Source organism: Streptomyces sp. NPDC047081 (assembly GCF_040643775.1).
GTDB lineage: Bacteria > Actinomycetota > Actinomycetes > Streptomycetales > Streptomycetaceae > Streptomyces.
Map to the genome: position 1 here is coordinate 32,727 of NZ_JBEYUY010000034.1, position 17,439 is coordinate 50,165.

At 71.3% G+C, this 17,439-nt stretch carries 18 protein-coding genes; 14 read left to right on the forward strand and 4 right to left on the reverse strand.

Annotated features, from left to right (window positions below; all coding sequences use genetic code 11):
* Nucleotides 1–6: 6 nt before the first annotated feature.
* The 7 genes from ABZ848_RS41740 to ABZ848_RS41770 all read left to right on the forward strand — a co-directional run bounded on the left by ABZ848_RS41740 (nucleotide 7) and on the right by ABZ848_RS41770 (nucleotide 5,560).
* Nucleotides 7–1,125: an acyl-CoA desaturase gene (locus ABZ848_RS41740; protein WP_360840556.1), complete on the forward strand. Its 1,119-nt coding sequence runs from the start codon at nucleotides 7–9 to the stop codon at nucleotides 1,123–1,125.
* 219 nt (nucleotides 1,126–1,344) lie between these two features.
* Complete coding sequence (locus ABZ848_RS41745; RefSeq protein ID WP_360840557.1) at nucleotides 1,345–1,674, forward strand: hypothetical protein; 330 nt, start codon at nucleotides 1,345–1,347, stop codon at nucleotides 1,672–1,674.
* 133 nt (nucleotides 1,675–1,807) lie between these two features.
* On the forward strand, nucleotides 1,808–2,719 hold the full coding sequence (locus tag ABZ848_RS41750) for an FAD-dependent oxidoreductase (RefSeq protein WP_360840558.1): 912 nt from the start codon (nucleotides 1,808–1,810) through the stop codon (nucleotides 2,717–2,719).
* Nucleotides 2,712–3,128 carry a hypothetical protein gene (locus tag ABZ848_RS41755; RefSeq protein ID WP_360840560.1) on the forward strand — a complete coding sequence of 139 codons (417 nt, stop codon included), beginning with the start codon at nucleotides 2,712–2,714 and terminating at the stop codon, nucleotides 3,126–3,128. The genes ABZ848_RS41750 and ABZ848_RS41755 overlap by 8 nt, the downstream gene beginning before the upstream one ends.
* Entirely contained in the window at nucleotides 3,034–3,999 is a 966-nt protein-coding gene (locus tag ABZ848_RS41760; protein WP_360840561.1) for a GMC oxidoreductase, read from the forward strand. The genes ABZ848_RS41755 and ABZ848_RS41760 overlap by 95 nt, the downstream gene beginning before the upstream one ends.
* 41 nt (nucleotides 4,000–4,040) lie before the next feature.
* Nucleotides 4,041–4,466 carry a hypothetical protein gene (locus ABZ848_RS41765; RefSeq protein ID WP_360840562.1) on the forward strand — a complete coding sequence of 142 codons (426 nt, stop codon included), beginning with the start codon at nucleotides 4,041–4,043 and terminating at the stop codon, nucleotides 4,464–4,466.
* 221 nt (nucleotides 4,467–4,687) lie between these two features.
* On the forward strand, nucleotides 4,688–5,560 hold the full coding sequence (locus tag ABZ848_RS41770; protein WP_360840564.1) for a calcium-binding protein: 873 nt from the start codon (nucleotides 4,688–4,690) through the stop codon (nucleotides 5,558–5,560).
* Between the two features lie 103 nt (nucleotides 5,561–5,663).
* Here the strand turns inward: ABZ848_RS41770 and ABZ848_RS41775 are convergent, their stop codons facing one another.
* Nucleotides 5,664–6,173: a flavin reductase family protein gene (locus ABZ848_RS41775; protein WP_360840565.1), complete on the reverse strand. Its 510-nt coding sequence runs from the start codon at nucleotides 6,171–6,173 to the stop codon at nucleotides 5,664–5,666.
* Nucleotides 6,174–6,252: 79 nt separating this feature from the next.
* The gene (locus tag ABZ848_RS41780) at nucleotides 6,253–6,687 is read right to left on the reverse strand and encodes an ATP-binding protein (protein ID WP_360840567.1); all 435 of its coding nucleotides are present in this window, start codon (nucleotides 6,685–6,687) and stop codon (nucleotides 6,253–6,255) included.
* A 476-nt stretch (nucleotides 6,688–7,163) separates the two neighbouring features.
* Here ABZ848_RS41780 and ABZ848_RS41785 point away from each other — a divergent pair, with 476 nt between their 5' ends.
* Entirely contained in the window at nucleotides 7,164–7,355 is a 192-nt protein-coding gene (locus ABZ848_RS41785) for a hypothetical protein (protein ID WP_360840568.1), read from the forward strand.
* A 169-nt stretch (nucleotides 7,356–7,524) separates the two neighbouring features.
* Here the strand turns inward: ABZ848_RS41785 and ABZ848_RS41790 are convergent, their stop codons facing one another.
* The gene (locus ABZ848_RS41790) at nucleotides 7,525–10,311 is read right to left on the reverse strand and encodes an AAA family ATPase (RefSeq protein WP_360840569.1); all 2,787 of its coding nucleotides are present in this window, start codon (nucleotides 10,309–10,311) and stop codon (nucleotides 7,525–7,527) included.
* Nucleotides 10,312–10,447: 136 nt separating this feature from the next.
* Between ABZ848_RS41790 and ABZ848_RS41795 the strand changes: the two genes are divergently transcribed.
* The 6 genes from ABZ848_RS41795 (at nucleotide 10,448) to ABZ848_RS41820 (ending at nucleotide 16,940) form a co-directional block, all read left to right on the forward strand.
* Nucleotides 10,448–11,569 (forward strand): helix-turn-helix domain-containing protein, encoded by a 1,122-nt coding sequence (locus ABZ848_RS41795; RefSeq protein WP_360840570.1) that lies wholly within the window; start codon nucleotides 10,448–10,450, stop codon nucleotides 11,567–11,569.
* Nucleotides 11,554–12,549, forward strand: a complete 996-nt coding sequence (locus ABZ848_RS41800) for a helix-turn-helix domain-containing protein (RefSeq protein ID WP_360840571.1) — start codon at nucleotides 11,554–11,556, stop codon at nucleotides 12,547–12,549. The genes ABZ848_RS41795 and ABZ848_RS41800 overlap by 16 nt, the downstream gene beginning before the upstream one ends.
* 39 nt (nucleotides 12,550–12,588) lie before the next feature.
* Nucleotides 12,589–13,557 (forward strand): alpha/beta hydrolase, encoded by a 969-nt coding sequence (locus ABZ848_RS41805; protein WP_360840573.1) that lies wholly within the window; start codon nucleotides 12,589–12,591, stop codon nucleotides 13,555–13,557.
* A 20-nt stretch (nucleotides 13,558–13,577) separates the two neighbouring features.
* Nucleotides 13,578–14,294, forward strand: coding sequence for an alpha/beta hydrolase (locus tag ABZ848_RS41810; protein ID WP_360840575.1), 717 nt, complete (start codon nucleotides 13,578–13,580; stop codon nucleotides 14,292–14,294).
* 661 nt (nucleotides 14,295–14,955) lie between these two features.
* Nucleotides 14,956–16,383: an alpha/beta hydrolase gene (locus ABZ848_RS41815; RefSeq protein ID WP_360840577.1), complete on the forward strand. Its 1,428-nt coding sequence runs from the start codon at nucleotides 14,956–14,958 to the stop codon at nucleotides 16,381–16,383.
* 206 nt (nucleotides 16,384–16,589) lie between these two features.
* Nucleotides 16,590–16,940, forward strand: coding sequence for a hypothetical protein (locus ABZ848_RS41820; RefSeq protein ID WP_360840578.1), 351 nt, complete (start codon nucleotides 16,590–16,592; stop codon nucleotides 16,938–16,940).
* 23 nt (nucleotides 16,941–16,963) lie between these two features.
* Here the strand turns inward: ABZ848_RS41820 and ABZ848_RS41825 are convergent, their stop codons facing one another.
* Nucleotides 16,964–17,269 (reverse strand): hypothetical protein, encoded by a 306-nt coding sequence (locus ABZ848_RS41825; protein WP_360840580.1) that lies wholly within the window; start codon nucleotides 17,267–17,269, stop codon nucleotides 16,964–16,966.
* Nucleotides 17,270–17,439 lie beyond the last annotated feature (170 nt).

The following is a 17,439-nucleotide window of genomic DNA, read 5'->3' on the forward strand; positions in this document are numbered from 1 at the left end:
AGCACCGTGACCGCCATCGACCCCACCGCCCATCTGACCGCGGAGCAGATCGAGGAGCTCGGCCGCGAGCTGGACGCGATCCGCGACGAGGTGATCGCGAGCCGTGGCGAGAAGGACGCCGCCTACATCCGCAAGGTCATCTCGGCGCAGCGCAAGCTGGAGCTGGCCAGCAGGGGCGTGCTGCTGTTCTCGATCTTCCCGCCCGCGTGGCTGCTCGGCACCGCCGGGCTGTCCGTGGCGAAGATCATGGACAACATGGAGATCGGCCACAACATCCTGCACGGCCAGTGGGACTGGATGCGAGACCCGAAGATCCACTCCACCACCTGGGAGTGGGACCACGTCTCGCCGGCCGACCAGTGGAAGCACTCCCACAACGAGCTGCACCACACGTACACCAACGTCATCGGCAAGGACAACGACCTCGGCTACGGCATCATGCGCGTCGACGAGGACCAGAAGTGGTACCCCTTCCACCTCGGCCAGCCGCTGTGGAACTTCATCAACGCCTGCTTCTTCGAGTACGGGATCGCCGCCTACGACCTGGAGCTCGGCAAGAACCTGCGCAAGCGCCGCCGCAAGGACCCGGAGTTCCGCGCGCGGGCCAAGGCCGTGGGCCGCAAGATCCGCAAGCAGGTGCTCAAGGACTACGTGATCCACCCGCTGCTGTCGGGCCCGTCGTTCCTGCCCACGCTCGCCGCCACGTTCACCGCGAACCTGGTCCGCAACCTCTGGTCCCACTCGGTGATCATGTGCGGGCACTTCCCCGAGGGCGTGCAGGTCTTCGAACGCCGCTCCATCAAGGGCGAGACGCGCGGTCAGTGGTACCTGCGCCAGATGATGGGCTCCGCCAACATCAGCGGCAGCAAAGCCATGCACTTCATGACCGGCAACCTCTCCCACCAGATCGAACACCACCTGTTCCCGGACCTGCCGAGCAACCGGTACGCCGAGGTCGCGGTGAAGGTGCGCGCGCTGTTCGAGAAGTACGAACTCGACTACGTCACCGGGCCACTCCCCCAGCAGGTGTTCTCCGCGTGGCGCAAGGTCTTCCGGCTCTCCCTGCCGAACCAGAAGCCCAAGGTCGAGACGCCGGACCGCGAGCAGGAGCTCGTCGCGGCCTGATTCCCGGTATCGGTCCAGACATCCCTTTGATGCAGCGGTGGCACGCAGCCGCGGCGAAGTGCCCTGAGCCGCGAGGAAACCGCGCCTGGCCTGGCGTCGGCGCTGTGACCTGCCGATTTCAGGTTTGGTGCAGGTTCGCCGAAGACGGCAGCGCCACGATGACCTCTGTCTGATCGTCGGCGCCCTCGTGAGGCGGCCGGCCGATCGAGGGGGACCATCATGCCGATCCAGGAGGGCGCCGTCGTCCCCCGTCACACCACGACCGGTGTTCCCGACGCCCGGGTCAGCGTCCACCCCGTCACCACGGAGGACGGGCTCGGCCTTCAACTGACCCGTTTTCGCCGGGCGGAGTGCGACGACGTCGTACTCCTCGTCCATGGACTGACCGCGTCCAGCGACCTGTTCATCATGCCCGAGCACCGGAATCTGGCGGCCTGCCTCCTCGACAACGGTTTCACGGACGTACGGACGCTCGACATGCGGATGAGCAGCCGCTTCAAGTCGGCGACCGGTGCGTGCACGTCGTGGCGCACTGCCTCGGGTCGTTGACCTTCCTCATGAGCCTGTACGCCGGCGTCGTACGGGACATCACGAGCGTCGTCGCCAACACGGTCGGCCTGCTGATGCGCGTACCGGCCTGGTCGCGCTGGAAGCTGGCGTACGGTCCGCGCTCGTCGAGGGCATGCTCGGGCTGTCCCGGCTCGACCCGCGCGGCGGCGACGCGGCCTGGTTCAGCCGGAGCGGGTTGTTCGCCCGCCTGGTGTCACTGGCCCACCCCGAGTGCGACAACCCGGGCTGCCACATGGTGAGTTTCCTGTGGGGCACCGGCCGGCCCGCGCTCTACAGCCACGGCAATCTCGACCCCGTCACCCACGACCGGATCGCAGCCCTGCTCGGCCCTGTCGGGCTGGGCTACCACCGGCACATCCACAGAATCGTACGATCGGGTCGTGCCATGAAGTACGACGCCGACGAGCCGCGTCACGCGCGCCTCCCGGAGGACTACCTCGCGGCGGCGGCCGAGGGCGGCCCACCGGTGCTGTTCCTGACCGGCAAGCACAACCGCGTCTTCGGGGACTCCGTCGTACAGGAGCACGAGGAGATGTCGCGGGCGACCGGCGACCCCGACCGCTACGAACGGTTCGTCGCCCCCGCTACGGCTATGTGGACATGTTCATCGCCCGGAACGCGCACCGGGACGTGTTCCCGCGCCTCATCGACTTCCTCCGCCGAAGGGCGGTATGAGGTGGCGCAGTCGCACGCCGAGCACGTCCACACCGTCGTCGTCGGCTCGGGATTCGGCGGCTCCGTGACGGCGTACCGGCTGGCCGCGGCCGGGCAGCAGGTGGTCCTGCTGGAACGCGGACGCGCCTACCCGCCCGGCACCTTCGCCCGTTCCCCGGCCGAGATCGGCCGTGCGTTCAGGGACCCGAAGGCAGGGCTGCAGGGCCTGTTCGACGTGTGGAGCTTCCGCGCCTTCGACTCCGTCGTCGCCAGCGGACCCGCACGAGGTCGAGCGGATGCTCCGCCCGGTGCCCTACCGGCTCGACCGCCCCGGCTACACGGACACACCCCGGGCGCACGCGATGCGTGAAGCGGCCGAACGGCTGGGCCTGACGGCGGAACGGCCGCCGCTCGCGATCAGCTTCGCCCCGGAACCGGGCGCCGCCCCCGGGCCCGGACTGCCGCTGGCCGACGCCGAGGAGGACAACCTGCACGGTGTCGGCCGCCGTACCTGCCGGCTGTGCGGCGAGTGCGACCTCGGCTGCAACGACGGTGCCAAGAACAGCCTCGACCACACCTGTCTGTCGGCGGCACGGCGGCACGGCGCCGACAGGCGCACCGGGCACGAGGTGCGCGCTGTGCGGGCGCTCGCGCGTGGCGGATACGCGGTGGACTACGTCAGACATGAACCGGACGAGGAAGAGGGACTGGAGTCCCGAACGCTCCACAGCATCAGCTGCGACCGTCTGGTCCTCGCCGCCGGAACCTGCCCCGTCTGAGCCCGGCGATCGGCAGCCGGTTCTCGACGAACGGCGACCACCTCGCGTTCGTACTCCGGGCCAGGCAGGGCAACGAGCCCCGGCCGATGCGGCCCAGCCGCGGTCCGGTCATCACCAGCTCCATCCGGCTGTCCGACGCACTGGACGGCGTACCGGGCACGGCACGCGGAGGGTACATCCAGGACGCGGGACACCCGGGGTTCGTGGTGTGGCTCGTCGAAGGCGCTCACGCACCGCAGGGAGTCTCCCGGGCGGCCCCCTTCCTGGACGGGAGGCTGCTGCTCGACCGAATCTCCCACGCCCCGGACCCCAACCTCGCGGGCGCGTTCGCCGATCTCCTCGGCAACGGCGCGTTCACCGGTACGTCCCTGCCGCTGCTCGCGATGGGCCGAGACGTGCCGGACGGCGAACTACGCATGCGCAGCGGCCGGTTGGACAGTACCTGGACGGTACGGGACGGCAGCGCGGCCCAGTTCGAGCGGATGCGCGGCATCATGCGGCAAATCGCCGACGCGCTCGGCGGCGGATACGCCGACCATCCGCTGTGGCACCGGCGGCGCGTCCTCACCGTGCACCCCTCGGCGGCGCCCCCATCGGCCGGCACCCCGGCATCGGGGTCTGCGATCCGTACGGCGAGGTCTTCGGCCACCCAGGCCTGTACGTCGCCGACGGGGCGCCCATGCCCGGCCCGGTGGGCCCCAACCCGGCCCTCACCATCATGGCCCTGGCCGACCGTATGTGCACCCCCCTGCTGGAGCACGTCCCGCCGCGCCACCGGCGCTCGCGCACCGCGCGTACCCCCGTCGCACCTCTCTGCAGTTCACGGAGGGACTGCGGGGACGCTACGCACCAGGTGCGGACGGGTCCCTGACCGAACCGTTCGCGTTTCGGCTCACCGTCACGGCCGACGACGTGGACGCCTTCCTGGAGGAACCCGACCACGAGGCGCGCGCGGACGGCTGGATCGACAGCCCCTCCTTCGGAGGACGCCGCCCCGTCCTGCACGGCACCGTCCGCTACCGGCTCCACTGCACCGACACCGACGGTCTCCCCCGCACCTTCACCGGCCGCAAGGACCCGGCGCCCGGCGCCCCGGTCCGCCTGTGGGCCGACACGACTCGGCTGACCTTCCGCGTCCTGAACGGACACGTCCACGAACCGGGCGGGACCGACGCCGGTCTCCTGGGCACGGGAACGGCGCATCTCGGCGCCACCGATCTCGCGCGCCTTCTCACCACGTTCCGCACAACGGGCCCGCACGGCACCGCGGCTCTCACGCGCTTCGGCCGCTTCTTGGCCGGCGAGCTCTGGAACACCTACGCCCTTGGGCACCGCTGAGGACCTCCGGACATCGCGTCCCGTCCCAAGGCGTCGTGTCATGCGGCGAGTTGGTGGTGGGTGTCACCGTGTGCGGCACACCGGGTGGCCCTCCAGGGGCAACGGTCGGGCGGGTTCGATGGTCAAACAGGGCGCCATTAAGTCCGATAGTCGTGCCCGATGCCAACTTCCGGTCGTTCGGGGGTTGCCGAGGACCGGGTGCGCTGCCCCGTGGAGGATTCATGAGTCGCTTCGCCGCCCCACTTCGCGACAGACGAGGCGGCGGGCACGAGACCGCCCGGTCCGTGACCGCCGTACGCGCCCTGTGGCGCACATCCCCCGGCGGCGGCGTGACAAGCCGCGGGGCCGTGGTGGGGGCCATCGCCGTCCTGCTGGTGGGAGCGGGAGCTTCGGCCGACGCCGTGGCCGATGCCGCGCAGGGCGAACCGGTGGTCAGCGGTGCCGTCGTCAACTCCGGGCATGACGTCATCGTCGGGATCACGCACAACGTGGTGTTCCCGGTGACCGTCTCTGGATCAGACGACTCCGGACTGTCTTTCGTCGATGTGGACCTGAAGGGACCGCACGGCGGTTTCTACACCACGGACGCTTTCTGCGAGACCGCGACAGCCTGCACCACCTCCTTCACCGTCAACGCCCACCCTGCTCCCGGCAGTGACGATCCGGTCGATCTGGCCAATGCCAACGCGGGCACCTGGTCGGTGGACGCCCTGGCCGACGCCAACGACGGTGATTCCGTCTTCGCCCCCGGCGTGGGGTCGTTCAGCCTCAAGCGTGCCGCGCGTCTCACGGTGAACGCGTCACCGGAGCCCGTGGCCAAGGGCGCGCTCATCACCGTCACCGGCAAGCTGGTGCGGGCCAACTGGGACACCTATCGGTACGCGGGATATGCGGGCCAGGCGGTGAAGCTGCAGTTCCGTCCGAAGGGCAGCAGCACCTACACCACGATCGCCACCGTGAAGACCAGCAGTACGGGCAGCCTGCGCACGACCGTCAAGGCGGTCAAGGACGGTTACTGGCGTTGGCAGTTCACCGGCACCAGCACCACCGGGCCGGCCAAGGCCCCCGGCGACTATGTCGACGTACGCCCCTGAAACGGCCCCTGATGGGCGCGTGACACAGGGAGACGTACGAGCGTGAACTCGTCGTGACCGGCCGCTGGTTCCCGTCCAGCCCGCTGTGCGGGACCTGCGGTTTTCAGCCGCCGGAAGTTGCCGGCCGCCGGTCCGGTGGATGGCCGGGGTCGATGTCGACCGCGTGCCGCAGCCTCAGCAAGGCACCCTCCCGCCCCGCGCCCCACTGCACCGGTTCGACCACGAACCCGACGTGATCACCCCCCGCGTCGAGGCGTAGCTCGACCTTGCCGACGAACCAGGCCGCCGCGTCCGTCAGGACGGGAGCCCCGCCGTAACCCGGTGTCCACCGCGCCTGTGCGAACTTGTCGTACCCGGCACCGCACTCACCGCCGAAGAGGGCGGCCAGATCGTGCTGCTCGCGGGTCAGCAGATGGACGCCCAGGCAACCCGCGGCACGGGCGGCCTCGTAGGTGTGGTTCGCCTTGGAGAGCCACACGGTGAAGCGCACCGGCTCGATGGAGCACTGCGAGAAGAATCCCACCAGACAGCCCGTCGGTCGCTCGCCGACGGCGGTCGTGACCACGCACATCTCGGGATCGAGCCGGTCGGTGAACGCATCGGACTCGGCCACGTGCCCCCACTCCCGTCCCACATCGCCACCCGCGCGCCGATGTCACCCGAGTGCCCCACTCGGCCTTCAGGTCACCATCTCAGCCGTCGAGGCCCAGCAGTGGATGATCGAACAGGGCAAGCCGGGCGGTGATGCGCTTGCCGACGGGCTCTCGCTGTGCGGCGAACCCGTCGACCACCGCCATGACGATCTCCAGGCCGTGCTGCCCGACCCGTCCGGCGTCGGTGGTCCGGGCCGCGGGCAGGGTCGCCTCCGTGTCCCACACGGCGATCTCCACCGAGCCACCGGTGACCCGTAGCTGCAGCAGCACGGGTCCGAGCGCGTACTTCAGGGCGTTGGTCACCAGTTCGCTGACCACCAGCTGTGTCAGGCCCGTGGTGCGTGCCGACACCGGCAGACCGTGCTTGGACTGGACCCGTGCGAGGAGCTCCGACGCCCTGGACCTCGCATCGGCGATACATCCGACCTCTCCGTCCAGGGCCACGGTCACCTCGGCGGGCGCGTCATCCGGCATCCGGGAACACTCCTCCAACAGGACACGCTCCCTGCCGACCATGTGCGGTACCCCGTTCATGAACGCGCCACTTCCCCGAAAATCGCGCACTACACCCGCGCCGCGCGTACATGTGTGGGCCATGTGCACGCGTCGCGCACGGTATCCCGGGGCAACGTTGCCAACGGACACATGGCCAGTCCCGTCGAGTGCGCAAGGGATACGAGTGACGGACAACCAGGAAGCAGCGGGTCGCGGTCGGCTGTCCGTGGTCCGGACCGAGGCCGACGGTGTCGTCGTCCTCAGCCTCCACGGCGAGATCGATCACCAGAGCGTCGCCGCTCTCGCCCGGGCCGCCCGGGCGTGGCCGCGGCTCGCGGGCGTGGGGGGGCGCCGTACTGCGGACGATGCAGCTCGTGGGACTCGACACCGTCGTCAGCTGTCACCCGACCGTCCGGGACGCCCTCCCCCGTTGACTCACCTCCGAAGTCACGCGCGTGGCGCGCGAGGTGGGCACCGAGGGCACCCTCGGCGGCCAGGCCGACGTGCGGGGGGTCTTGGGCACCTGGGCGGACCTGACCGACTCGGTCAACGCCATGGCCGGCAACCTCACCTCCCAGGTCCGCAACATCGCCCAGGTGGCGACGGCGGTCGCGCAGGGCGACCGTCCCCAATGTCGCGCGGAGTAGGACGGCTCTCCGGCGTCCTGTGTTCACGTCCGCCCCCCCTGGCACCCGCGATCCGTCCAGATCGAGATGGAACGGGCAAGGCAGGGAGAGGGGCCAGTCGCAACAGCCCTACGAAGGCGGCAAGTTGGTGCTCCATTCCGCCGCTCGGTGCCGCCCGCAGGCGCCGGCGTCAGTCCTGCCGTGGGACGCCGCCGAGGGCGTCGCGCAGTTGGGCGCGGGCCGTGATGCCGAGCTTGGGGAAGATCTTGTGCAGGTGGAAGCCGATGGTGCGGGGAGAGAGGTAGAGCCGGGCCCCGATGTCGCGGTTCGTGAGGCCTTCCGCGGCCAGGTGGGCGATCTGCAACTCCTGCGGTGTCAGGTCGGCCAGGGCTTCGTGTGCGGCGGGAGCGGTCACCGTCACGCCCGTTGCGCGCAGCTCCGCGGTGGCGCGCTCGGCCCAGGGGCGGGCGTCCAGTCGTCCGAAGATGTCGAGGGCGGTGGTGAGGTGGGGGCGGGCTTCGGCGTTGCGTCGGCGGCGCCGTAGCCACTCGGCGAAGTCGAGGTGGGCGAGGGCGTGTTCGAAGGGCCACCGCGCGGTGGCCGGGTCCTGGACGGCCGCGCGGAAGTGAGGCTCGGCGTCCTCGGGGTCGCTGAGCAGGGCCCGGGCCCGGTGCACGATCGCGGCGAGGCGGGCGGAGCGGTCCTCCTCCAGGGTTCGTTCGGCGGCGTGGAGCACGGTGCGGGCGTCGTCCGTCTGTCCGGTGCGGACGGCCGCGGCGGCGAGATCGGCGAGGTGGTAGAGGGAGGCGTGGTAGTGGACGGGGGCCGGGCGGGCATCGTCGGTGAACGTGCGGCGAAGGTGGCCGTACGCCGACTCGTGGTCACTCTGCGCCAGGGCCGCCAGGGCGAGGGCGTGGCGGTGACGCACGTACAGGCTGCGGGACTTGCGCAGGTCCCGGCCGCGTACGGCGTCCTCCGCCTGTGCTCGCGCGCCCGCGTGGTCCCCTCGGGCGGCGAGCAGGGTGGCCTGGAGGAGCGGTGAGCCCACGGCGACGTTGTCCGCGCCCGCCTCGGTGGCCATCCAGAAGGCTTCCTCGGCGGCGGATCGGGCCGCGTCCCAGGCTCCGCTCTCGAAGTGGGCCAGGGCGAGGGCCTGCGCGACGGTGCAGTTGGCGCCGGCGGTGGCGGCGCGGCGCAGCTGGTCCATGGCCTGCCCGAGCAGGCGTACGGCCTCGTCGGTCTCGTCCAGGATCCAGGCCGCGCCGCCGAGTGAGACGAGCCCGGTCAGCGAGCCCTCGGGCAGGGTGTCCACGACGTGGGCGAGGTTCTTCAGGTTCTGTTGCCGGTCCGTGAAGGGGCTGCCGGCCGCCCGGGGCCAGACACGGTCGGTCTCGTCCGGCTGCGGTGCGATGAGGTCGCTGATCCGCTGGAGTTCGTGCCGGTAGCGGGGCTCGCCCGAGTTGTACGCCGGTGTCGCGGCCGTGCCCAGCGCGCTCAGGGCGAGCGCCGGTGCCGAGGCGGCCATCGATTCGGCCACGGGCAGCAGGAAGGCCAGGGAGTCGTCGTGCCGCAGCGTCACGGCGAGGGACCAGCCGGCGCGCAGGGAGGCTTCGGCGAGGAGCTGGGGGTCGTCGGTCAGTGTGGTGACGCGGCCGGCGCTCTCCCCCACCCACTGCGGATGCCCGGCGTACATGGCCGACGTGGCCGCGGCGAGCAGCCGCCGGGCCCGCTGCCGCGGATCGGGGGTGAGTTCGGCGGCGCGTTCGAGTGCGGTGGCCGCGGCCGCGTGTCCGCCACGCTGCTGGAAGCGCTCCGCGCTCTCGGCCAGGGTGCGGGCCACGTCCTCGTCCGGTCCGGATGCGGCGGCGGCCAGGTGCCAGGCACGACGGTCCGGTTCGTGGGTGAGCGCGGCGGCGAGAGTCAGGTGGGCCTCGCGGCGTTCGGCGAAGGACGCCGCCTGGTAGACGGCGGAGCCGACCAGGGGGTGGCGCAGCCGGACCTGGCCGGCCTCCACCCGCACCAGACCCGCCTGTTCGGCGGGTTCCCAGACCTGCGGTGTGCCCGCGTCGGGCACGGCGTCCAGGACGTCCGAGAGCTGTGCGGTGCCCGCGGCCGCCGCCACGAGCAGGACGCGGCGCGTCGGGGCGGGGAGGGCGGGCAGGTCGGCGGCGAAGAGCTGCTCCAGCCGGGCGGTGAGGGGCAGCGAACCCGCGGCGCCGAAGTCCCGGATGCCCGGATCCCTGGCGAAGGCCCGGGCGAGCTCCATGAGGGCGAGGGGGTTGCCCGCCGCCAGTTCCAGGATCCGCGCCCGGACCCGGCCCTGCGGCGGCCGTGGCCCGCTGTCCAGTAGCAGCCCGGCCGCGGCCCGGTCCAGCGGGCCGGCCGCCAGATGGGGAAAGTCACGGTCGAAGCGGGCCGGCACCGCTTCCTCGCGTGCCGCCAGCAGCAGGGCGGCGGGTTCCCCGTCGAGACGCCGTGCGACGAAGGCGAGCGCGTCCAGGGAGCCGACGTCCAGCCAGTGGGCGTCGTCCACGACGATCAGCAGCGGACGCTCCGCCGCCGCCTCCGAGAGCAGCGTCAGCACCGCGGTCCTGATCAACAGCGGGTCCGGTGCCGCCGCTTCGTCGGCCTCGCCCAGACCCAGCGCATGGGACAGGGCGTCCCGTTGGCGCCCGGGCAGCCCGTCGATCGCGCCGAGGACCGGCCGCAGCAGCTGGTGCACCCCGGCGAAGCCGAGGTCCTGCTCACCCTCGCAGCCACGGACCCGCAGCACACGCAGGCCGCGCTCCGCGGCCTGTACGGCGGCCCGGTCGACCAGGGTGCTCTTGCCCGCCCCCGGCTCACCGGTCAGCACGAGCACCTTGGGGCCGTCGCCGGCCGCGGCGTCGATCAGCCGCGTCATGCGCGCCAGTTCACGATCCCTGCCGAGGATCGCCGGCCCGTGCGCCCGCCCGGCACCGAAGGCACCCGAGTCCATGAAGATCCGCTCCCCCCTTGCACCCCCATCCTGCCAGGCCGCCGCGCATGACCGGTCACATGACAGAAGCGGCGCTCGGCGCGGCCCTGACAGCATCCCGGTCATCGGGTGGGTCACAGGAAGCGGGAGTTCGGCAGTGGGTCGGCAAGCGGCGTTCGATGCGGTGCAGCACTGCATCGACGGGCCGCAGCCCCTGCTCGTGCCGGGCGAGACCGGCACCAGGCTGACGGGTATGCCAGCCGTCCACGATTCCTTCACAGAGGACGACTCCGCGGTACGGTCACACGGCCAGGTGTTCTCCACCAGCTGCGTGCCGGTGCGCGAGAGCCTGGACTTCTGGCGTGACGCCGTACTCGCCACGCTCGTGGGAATGGACATCACCACCGAGGCCGGGGCCGTCGACGCCACCATGCGTACGGACCGTCTCGGCGTCCTCCGCGTCACCACGGTCGACTGCGACCCGGGAGAGATCCACCGCTCCCCGCGCCATGTCGCCCGCGGCGACGGCGAGCACGTCTTCGTCGCCGTGCAGGACAGCGGCACGGCCCAGGTCGAGCAGGACGGCCGGTGCACGGAACTGAGGCCCGGCGACATCGCGTTCTTCGAGACGCTCCGCCCCTACCGCACACGGTTTCCGCAACGGTTCCAGCAGAAGGTCTTCGCCGTGCCACGCGACCTCCTCGGCCACTCGGAGGCGGCCCTGGCACGGATCACGGCACGGGCCATACGTCCGGTGAGCGGGCTCGCGGCCCTGCTGTCACCGTTCATGTCGCGACTGGCCGACACGTGCGGGTCCTACTCCGGACCGGTGGCCGGCCGGATGGCCGACAGCGCCGTGAGCCTGCTGGCCGCGGCCGCCGCACAGCACCTGGGCGACGAACCGGCCGGGCTTCCCGGCGCCGACCGGGTGTTCCTGCTGCGCGTCCAGAGCTTCATCCGCTGGCACCTGGCGGAGCCCGACCTCAGCCCCGCGGTCATCGCCCGCGCCCACGGCATCTCGGTGCGCTATCTGCACCGGCTGTTCGAGCAGGAGGGCACGACGGTCTGCCACTGGATCCGCCGGCTACGGCTCCAGGAGTGCCGCAGGGAGCTGACCGGAGCCGCGAGCATGGGCAGCGTCGCCCGCCGCTGGGGATTCAGCGGCACCGCGCACTTCGGACGGGCGTTCCGCCGGGAGTACGGCACCTCCCCCACCGACTGGCTGCAGGGCGAGCGGGCGCGGCGTTTCGCGGAGGAGGACTGGTGCCGGGCGACCTGAGCGGACTGCCGCGCGGAAAGCGGCTCTTCTCGACCGCCTACGGCGACCTCCGGCTGACCACCCGTGCGGACCCGGAATCCTGGCAGGGCTCCCTCCGCCTGCTCCAACTCGGCGCACTCCAGGTCGCGGCCGAGGAGTGCGACGCCGTGGAGGCCGCGCGAACGGCACGGGACACGGCGGACGGCAGGACACACCTCTTCGCCCGCCTCCAACTGGAAGACACCGCCCTCCTGGTCCAGGACGGCCGCCGCACACACCTGCACCCGGGAGCCCTGGCCTTCTACGACGCGAGCCGGCCCTTCCGCCTCATGCTGCCGCAGCGACAGCGGGCACAAGGCCTGATGGTTCCGCGTCCGACGCTGCGGCTGGCGGAGACCGAGATACGCAGTGTCACCGCGAAGGTCATCGGCGGCACGCCCGGCGGACCGGCCGAGCTGTTGCTCCCGCTCCTGTCCGGACTGACGCAGGAGATCCTGGCCGCCGTACCGGCCGCCCGCGAGGAGCTCGCCGGCGCGGTCTCGGACGTCCTCGCCACACTGGCGGCGGACCGGCTGGGCACCACCGAGCCGGCCGACGCCGGGCAGAACACGATGGTCGACCGCGTCAAGGCCACCATCGAAACCCGCCTCGGCGAACCCGAGTTGACGCCCCGTGCACTCGCCGACGAGCACGGCATCTCGGTGCGCTATCTGCACAAGCTGTTCCAGGAGCAGGGCGCCACGGTCGGCGGCTGGATCCGCCGACGCCGGCTGGAGGTGTGCAGGGCCGAACTCGGCCGTCCCACGGCGGCCGACCTGACCATCGCCGCCGTGGCCGGCCGGTGGGGATTCGTCAGCCCCGCCCACTTCAGCCATGCCTTCCGAAAGGAGTACGGGATGTCCCCCGCGCAGTACCGCGGGCAGCGGCCGGGTCTCCCGAGTGCACTGCCGGACCAGTACCGGTGCACTGGCGCGCAAAGTCCGCCGCTCCCGTCGTCCTAACGTCCCGACAGAGCTCATCCGAACACTGAGGAGAACCACATGTCCGACGCCGTCGAACCGGTCCGGCCGGTGCTGGAGCCGGCAGCAGCCGCCTTCGCGGAGGCGACCGCGAACCCGCCCTACCTCTTCGATCTCGGCCCGGTGGAGGGCCGCAAGGCGGTCGACGAGGTGCAGTCCGGGGAGATCGCCCTGCCCGCCGTCGACGAGGAGTGGATCACCGTCGAGGGCGGCCCCACCGGCAGCATCCAAACCCGCATCATCCGACCCGAAGGCGCCACCAGCACCCTCCCGGTGATCCTCTACATCCACGGCGCGGGCTGGGTCTTCGGCAACGCCCACACCCACGACCGCCTGGTCCGCGAACTCGCCGTGGGCGCGAGGGCAGCCGTGGTCTTTCCCGAGTACGACCTCTCACCCGAGGCCCGCTACCCGATCGCCATCGAGCAGAACTACGCCGTCGCCCAATGGATCGTCCAGCACGGTACGGCCCAGCACCTGGACGCCACCCGCATCGCGGTGGCCGGCGACTCCGTCGGCGGCAACATGAGCGCCGCGCTGACGTTGATGGCCAAGCAGCGCGGCGATGTCCCCCTGATCCAGCAGGTGCTGTTCTACCCGGTCACCGACGCGCGCTTCGACACCCCCTCCTACCACCAGTTCGCCGAGGGCTACTTCCTGCGCCGCGACGCCATGCAGTGGTTCTGGCAGCAGTACACGACCGACGCAGCCGAACGCGCCCAGATCACCGCCTCCCCGCTGCGCGCCAGCACCGGCCAGCTCGCCGGGCTGCCCCCGGCCCTGGTCATCACCGGCGAGGCCGACGTCCTGCGCGACGAGGGCGAGGCCTATGCCGCCAAACTGCGCGCCGCCGGCGTCCCCGTCACCGCCATCCGCTACCAGGGCATCATCCACGACTTCGTCATGCTCAACGCCCTGCGCGAAACCCACGCCGCCGACGCCGCCATCAAACAGGCCATCGACACCCTGCGCACCGCACTGCACGGCTGAACCGAGAAGGAGAACCGACCATGCCCACCACTCCCACCGTCCTGCTCGTGCACGGCGCCTTCGCCGACGCCGGCAGCTGGTCCGGGGTCATCGCGGAACTGCAGAGCCACGGCATCCCGGTGATCGCGCCACCCAACCCGCTGCGCGGTCTGGGTTCTGACGCGGCCTACATCGCCTCCGTGGCGTCCCAGATCGACGGCCCGGTCGTCCTCGTCGGCCACTCCTACGGCGGCGCGCTCATCACCGTCGCCGGCGTCACCGAGAACGTCGTCGGCCTCGTCTACGTGGCGGCCTACGTCCTCGAAGAGGGCGAGAGCCTCGGCGAGTTGCAGGGCCGCTTCCCGCTGTCGCCGCTCGTCAGCAACCTCAAGGAGTGGACGTACCCGGTCCCGGGCGGCGACCCGGCCGTGGAGGTCACCATCGCCGAGGCCGCCTTCCCGTCGGTGTTCGCCGCCGATGTGCCCGCGGACGTCACCAAGGTCCTCGCGGCGGCCCAACGCCCGCTGGTCGCGGCGGCGTTCGAGGAGACCGCGCCCGCTGCGGCGTGGCGTACCAAGCCGTCCTGGGCGCTCGTCGCCGGCGCCGACGAGGCGATCAACCCCGAGGTCGAGCGCTTCGGCGCAAAGCGGGCCGGGGCCACGATCGTCGAACTGGAGGGTGCCTCGCACGCCGTGGCGGTGTCCCAGCCGAAGGCTGTCGCCGACCTGATCCGCGACGCGGTACGCGCGACGAGCTGACGCGGTGCGAGGGGCGGCGCGGCCGGACGCCGTATGGCTGTCCGGCCGCGCCGTTCGCCATCGGGGCCGAGGATGACGTCGTCACCGGGGGACAGCAGCATGCGGCCGTACGACGGATTTGTCGGCGAGGCTCAGGGTGAACTGTCGGCCCCGGTGGCTCGGGGTGTGCGGTGGGGGTCGGGCGGCTGATCGTGGCCTTGGCGCTGGTTGTCACACGGGTCTGCGTCCTGAGGTGGCAGGTGCGTTCGCCGGTCGTCGTGCTGGCGGTGAACGCGGTGACGGGCCTTGCCGTGTGGGCGTTGCTGCCGGCCGTGTCCGACCGGAACAGCCTGTCCCGCGCGGGGAGTTCGTCGGCCAGGGCGGCACGCCGCGGGGCATCCGGGTGGCGGGCACGCATCGTGGGCAGCTGGGCGACGGCTGGTCGGGTTCCAGCCCCCGACCCGGGTACGGCGACCTCCTCGCCCGCAGCGCCAGTGCCGGCGCCGGCCGCAGTCGGCCGCCGTCGGGAAGTCCCTGTCCGGGGGGCTCAGTTCAGCCCGGCGAGCCTCGACTCCGATGTTGTGCAACTTATTGACGACCGCAAGGAATCAGCCCTAGATTCCCTGACGCTTCGTTCAGTGCACTGAGCCTCTGCTCCACCCCCGCCCCCAGGAGCCGCCCCATGCCCGCCGACACCCGCACCCACACCCACACCCACATCCGTCGTCCCCGCCGCACCCGTCTGCGCATCGCCCTGGCCGCCCTCGCCACCCTGACATCCGCCGCCCTCACCACCCTCCCCTCGGCGGCTCAGCCGGACACTGCCGTTTCCGGTCGGCTCACCGGCACCCTCGCCGACGGCGCCACCTGGGTCGCGGACGTCCCCGAGCAGTGGAACGGCACCCTGCTGATCTTCAGCCACGGCTTCGGCCCCACCGTCGCCCAGGACGCCCCCACCGACGCCGTACGCACCCAACTCCTCGCCCAGGGCTACGCCATGGCCGGATCCTCCTACGACCCCAACGGCTCGATGTGGGCCCTGAACAGCGCCGAACGCGACCAGTTCGCCACCATCGACGCCGTCACCGCGAAGATCGGCACACCCCACCGCACCCTCGCCATCGGCCAGTCCATGGGCGGACTCGTCAACGCCCAGCTCGCCCGCGACGGCGCCGGCCGCATCGACGGCGCGCTCGGCCAGTGCGGCCTGGTCGCCGGCGCCAACGACCTGGAGAACTACCAACTGGACGCCGAGTACACCATCGCCCGCCTGTTCCTGCCGGAGCAGGACGTCAAGTTGGTCCACTTCGGCTCCTTCGACGAAGCCGCGGCCACCGCCAAGACGCTCACCGACGCCGTCACCGCCGCGCAGGCCACCGCGCAGGGCCGCGCCCGCATCGCGCTCGCCGCGGCGTTCCTCAACCTGCCCGCCTGGTCACCCGGCAAGACGAAACCCGCCCCGACCGACTGGGCGGGCCAGGAGGCGCAGCAGTACGACTGGTTCGCGCAGGGCATCCTTTCCTTCGTCGAGGGTGGCCGGTACGCGATCGAGCAGTCCGTCGGCGGCAACAACTCCTGGAACAAGGGCATCGATTACGTCCGTCTGCTCGCCGGTTCCGAACACGCGCCCCAGGTCCGCGCCCTCTACCAGGCAGCCGGTCTCGACCTGCGCGCCGACCTGACATCCCTGACCAAGGGCGCCGCCATCACCGCCGACCCGGCCGCGGTCCGTACCGCCCAGCGCACCTCCTCCGCCGGCCAGGGCCTCGGCGTACCTCTCCTCGACATCCACACCACCGCCGACAACCTCGTACCCGCCCAGCAGGAAAACCGCTTCGCCGCACGCATACGCGCCGCCGGCGACGGCGCCCTGCTCCGTCAGGCCTTCGTGGAGCGGCAGGGCCACTGCGCCTTCACCACCGCCGAGACCGTCGCCGCCCTTCACGCCCTCGAACACCGCGTCGACACCGGCCACTGGGACGACGCGGCAACGCCGGGCGCACTCCAGAAGTCCGCGACGGCGCTCGGACTGGACGGCGCGGCTTACGTCCCCTACTACCCGGCTCGCCTGACGGTCGGCCGCGAGGACCGCACGCACGTGAACCGATGACTGTCGGCCACTCCTGAAGCGGTGAGTACGCCCTGTCGCGCTGCTTCGGCGAGGGGGTCTGCGAACTCGCCGTAAAGTCCAGGTCGTTGGACGTTGGCTCTCACTGCGCGTGCCGCAGCGCCGAGCCCCCTGTTGAGAGACTCCAGTCATGGGATCTTGGGGAACCTTGGGGCCGGCGTTGTTATCGCTGGCAGGTGTTGTGCTCGGTGCGGGCGGAACTCAAGGACGCGGTCCTGAAGTTCCTGCGCCTCGCGTCGCAGGTGGAGAAGGCGGCGCTCGCATGCTCGGGCGCCGCAGCCGCCGGTGCCGGTGCCGGGCTCGACCAGCTCGTCGATGACTTGTGGCTGGCGCACGCTGAGATCGACTTGGCAGCCCGAAACGAACTCCTGCGGGGAGCTGCCTATCGGTATACCGCCAGCCTTGCGGAGGCAGCCAAGGACGGGACATCCGACGGGTCCGCGTTGCGCGGGCCGCAGGCGCATTTCTTCGACGCGGCGTACGACGACATGTGGCCTGGCCATCGGCGGGCGGCCCGTGATTTCGTAACTCCTCAGTGAGTTGGCGCGACGGAGGGAGCGACCTACTCGACCAGATGCCGGTGGGCCTTGCTCCACTCGATTCTGTTCTCGAGTTCGGTCAGGAGCCCCTCGGCGGCCCAGGTGGCCTGAGGCTCGTGCCCTCGCTCGGCCAGTAGGCGTACGAGGTCGGCATTGTGTATCTGTCTGGCGATCACGGCGTCGACGATCCCCACGGTCGAGTCGAGGCCGTACGCGCTGCGGAAGTCTTCCAGCCGCGAACGGCGGTCGGGCGGAGCCGGGTGCCGCAGCCAGCGCAGGCACTCGGCGTCGTCGCGGAACGGCGCGACGTATTCCAGCGCATAGGCCACGTCGTGCAGGCGTGGTGCCGTTCCAGGGGCCGAAGTCCCCATGGCAGACGACATCGTTGCCCGGGTTCCCTTCGTCCGTGGACCAGGTCGCCTCCTGCGGGGGTGAAAAGCTCCGGCAAGCGTCGTGGTAGTCGCGCAACAGCCGGGCGAAGTTCCTCAGGCCTTGCCGG

Coding starts and splice junctions, on each gene's coding strand:
- ABZ848_RS41770 (WP_360840564.1), top strand. CDS start 4,688: ATGAGTCGCTTCGCCGCCCCACTTCGCGACAGACGAGGCGGCGGGCAC.
- ABZ848_RS41750 (WP_360840558.1), top strand. CDS start 1,808: ATGCTCGGGCTGTCCCGGCTCGACCCGCGCGGCGGCGACGCGGCCTGG.
- ABZ848_RS41745 (WP_360840557.1), top strand. CDS start 1,345: ATGCCGATCCAGGAGGGCGCCGTCGTCCCCCGTCACACCACGACCGGT.
- ABZ848_RS41810 (WP_360840575.1), top strand. CDS start 13,578: ATGCCCACCACTCCCACCGTCCTGCTCGTGCACGGCGCCTTCGCCGAC.
- ABZ848_RS41790 (WP_360840569.1), bottom strand. CDS start 10,311: ATGGACTCGGGTGCCTTCGGTGCCGGGCGGGCGCACGGGCCGGCGATC.
- ABZ848_RS41755 (WP_360840560.1), top strand. CDS start 2,712: ATGCGTGAAGCGGCCGAACGGCTGGGCCTGACGGCGGAACGGCCGCCG.
- ABZ848_RS41805 (WP_360840573.1), top strand. CDS start 12,589: ATGTCCGACGCCGTCGAACCGGTCCGGCCGGTGCTGGAGCCGGCAGCA.
- ABZ848_RS41760 (WP_360840561.1), top strand. CDS start 3,034: ATGAACCGGACGAGGAAGAGGGACTGGAGTCCCGAACGCTCCACAGCA.
- ABZ848_RS41780 (WP_360840567.1), bottom strand. CDS start 6,687: ATGCCGGATGACGCGCCCGCCGAGGTGACCGTGGCCCTGGACGGAGAG.
- ABZ848_RS41815 (WP_360840577.1), top strand. CDS start 14,956: ATGCCCGCCGACACCCGCACCCACACCCACACCCACATCCGTCGTCCC.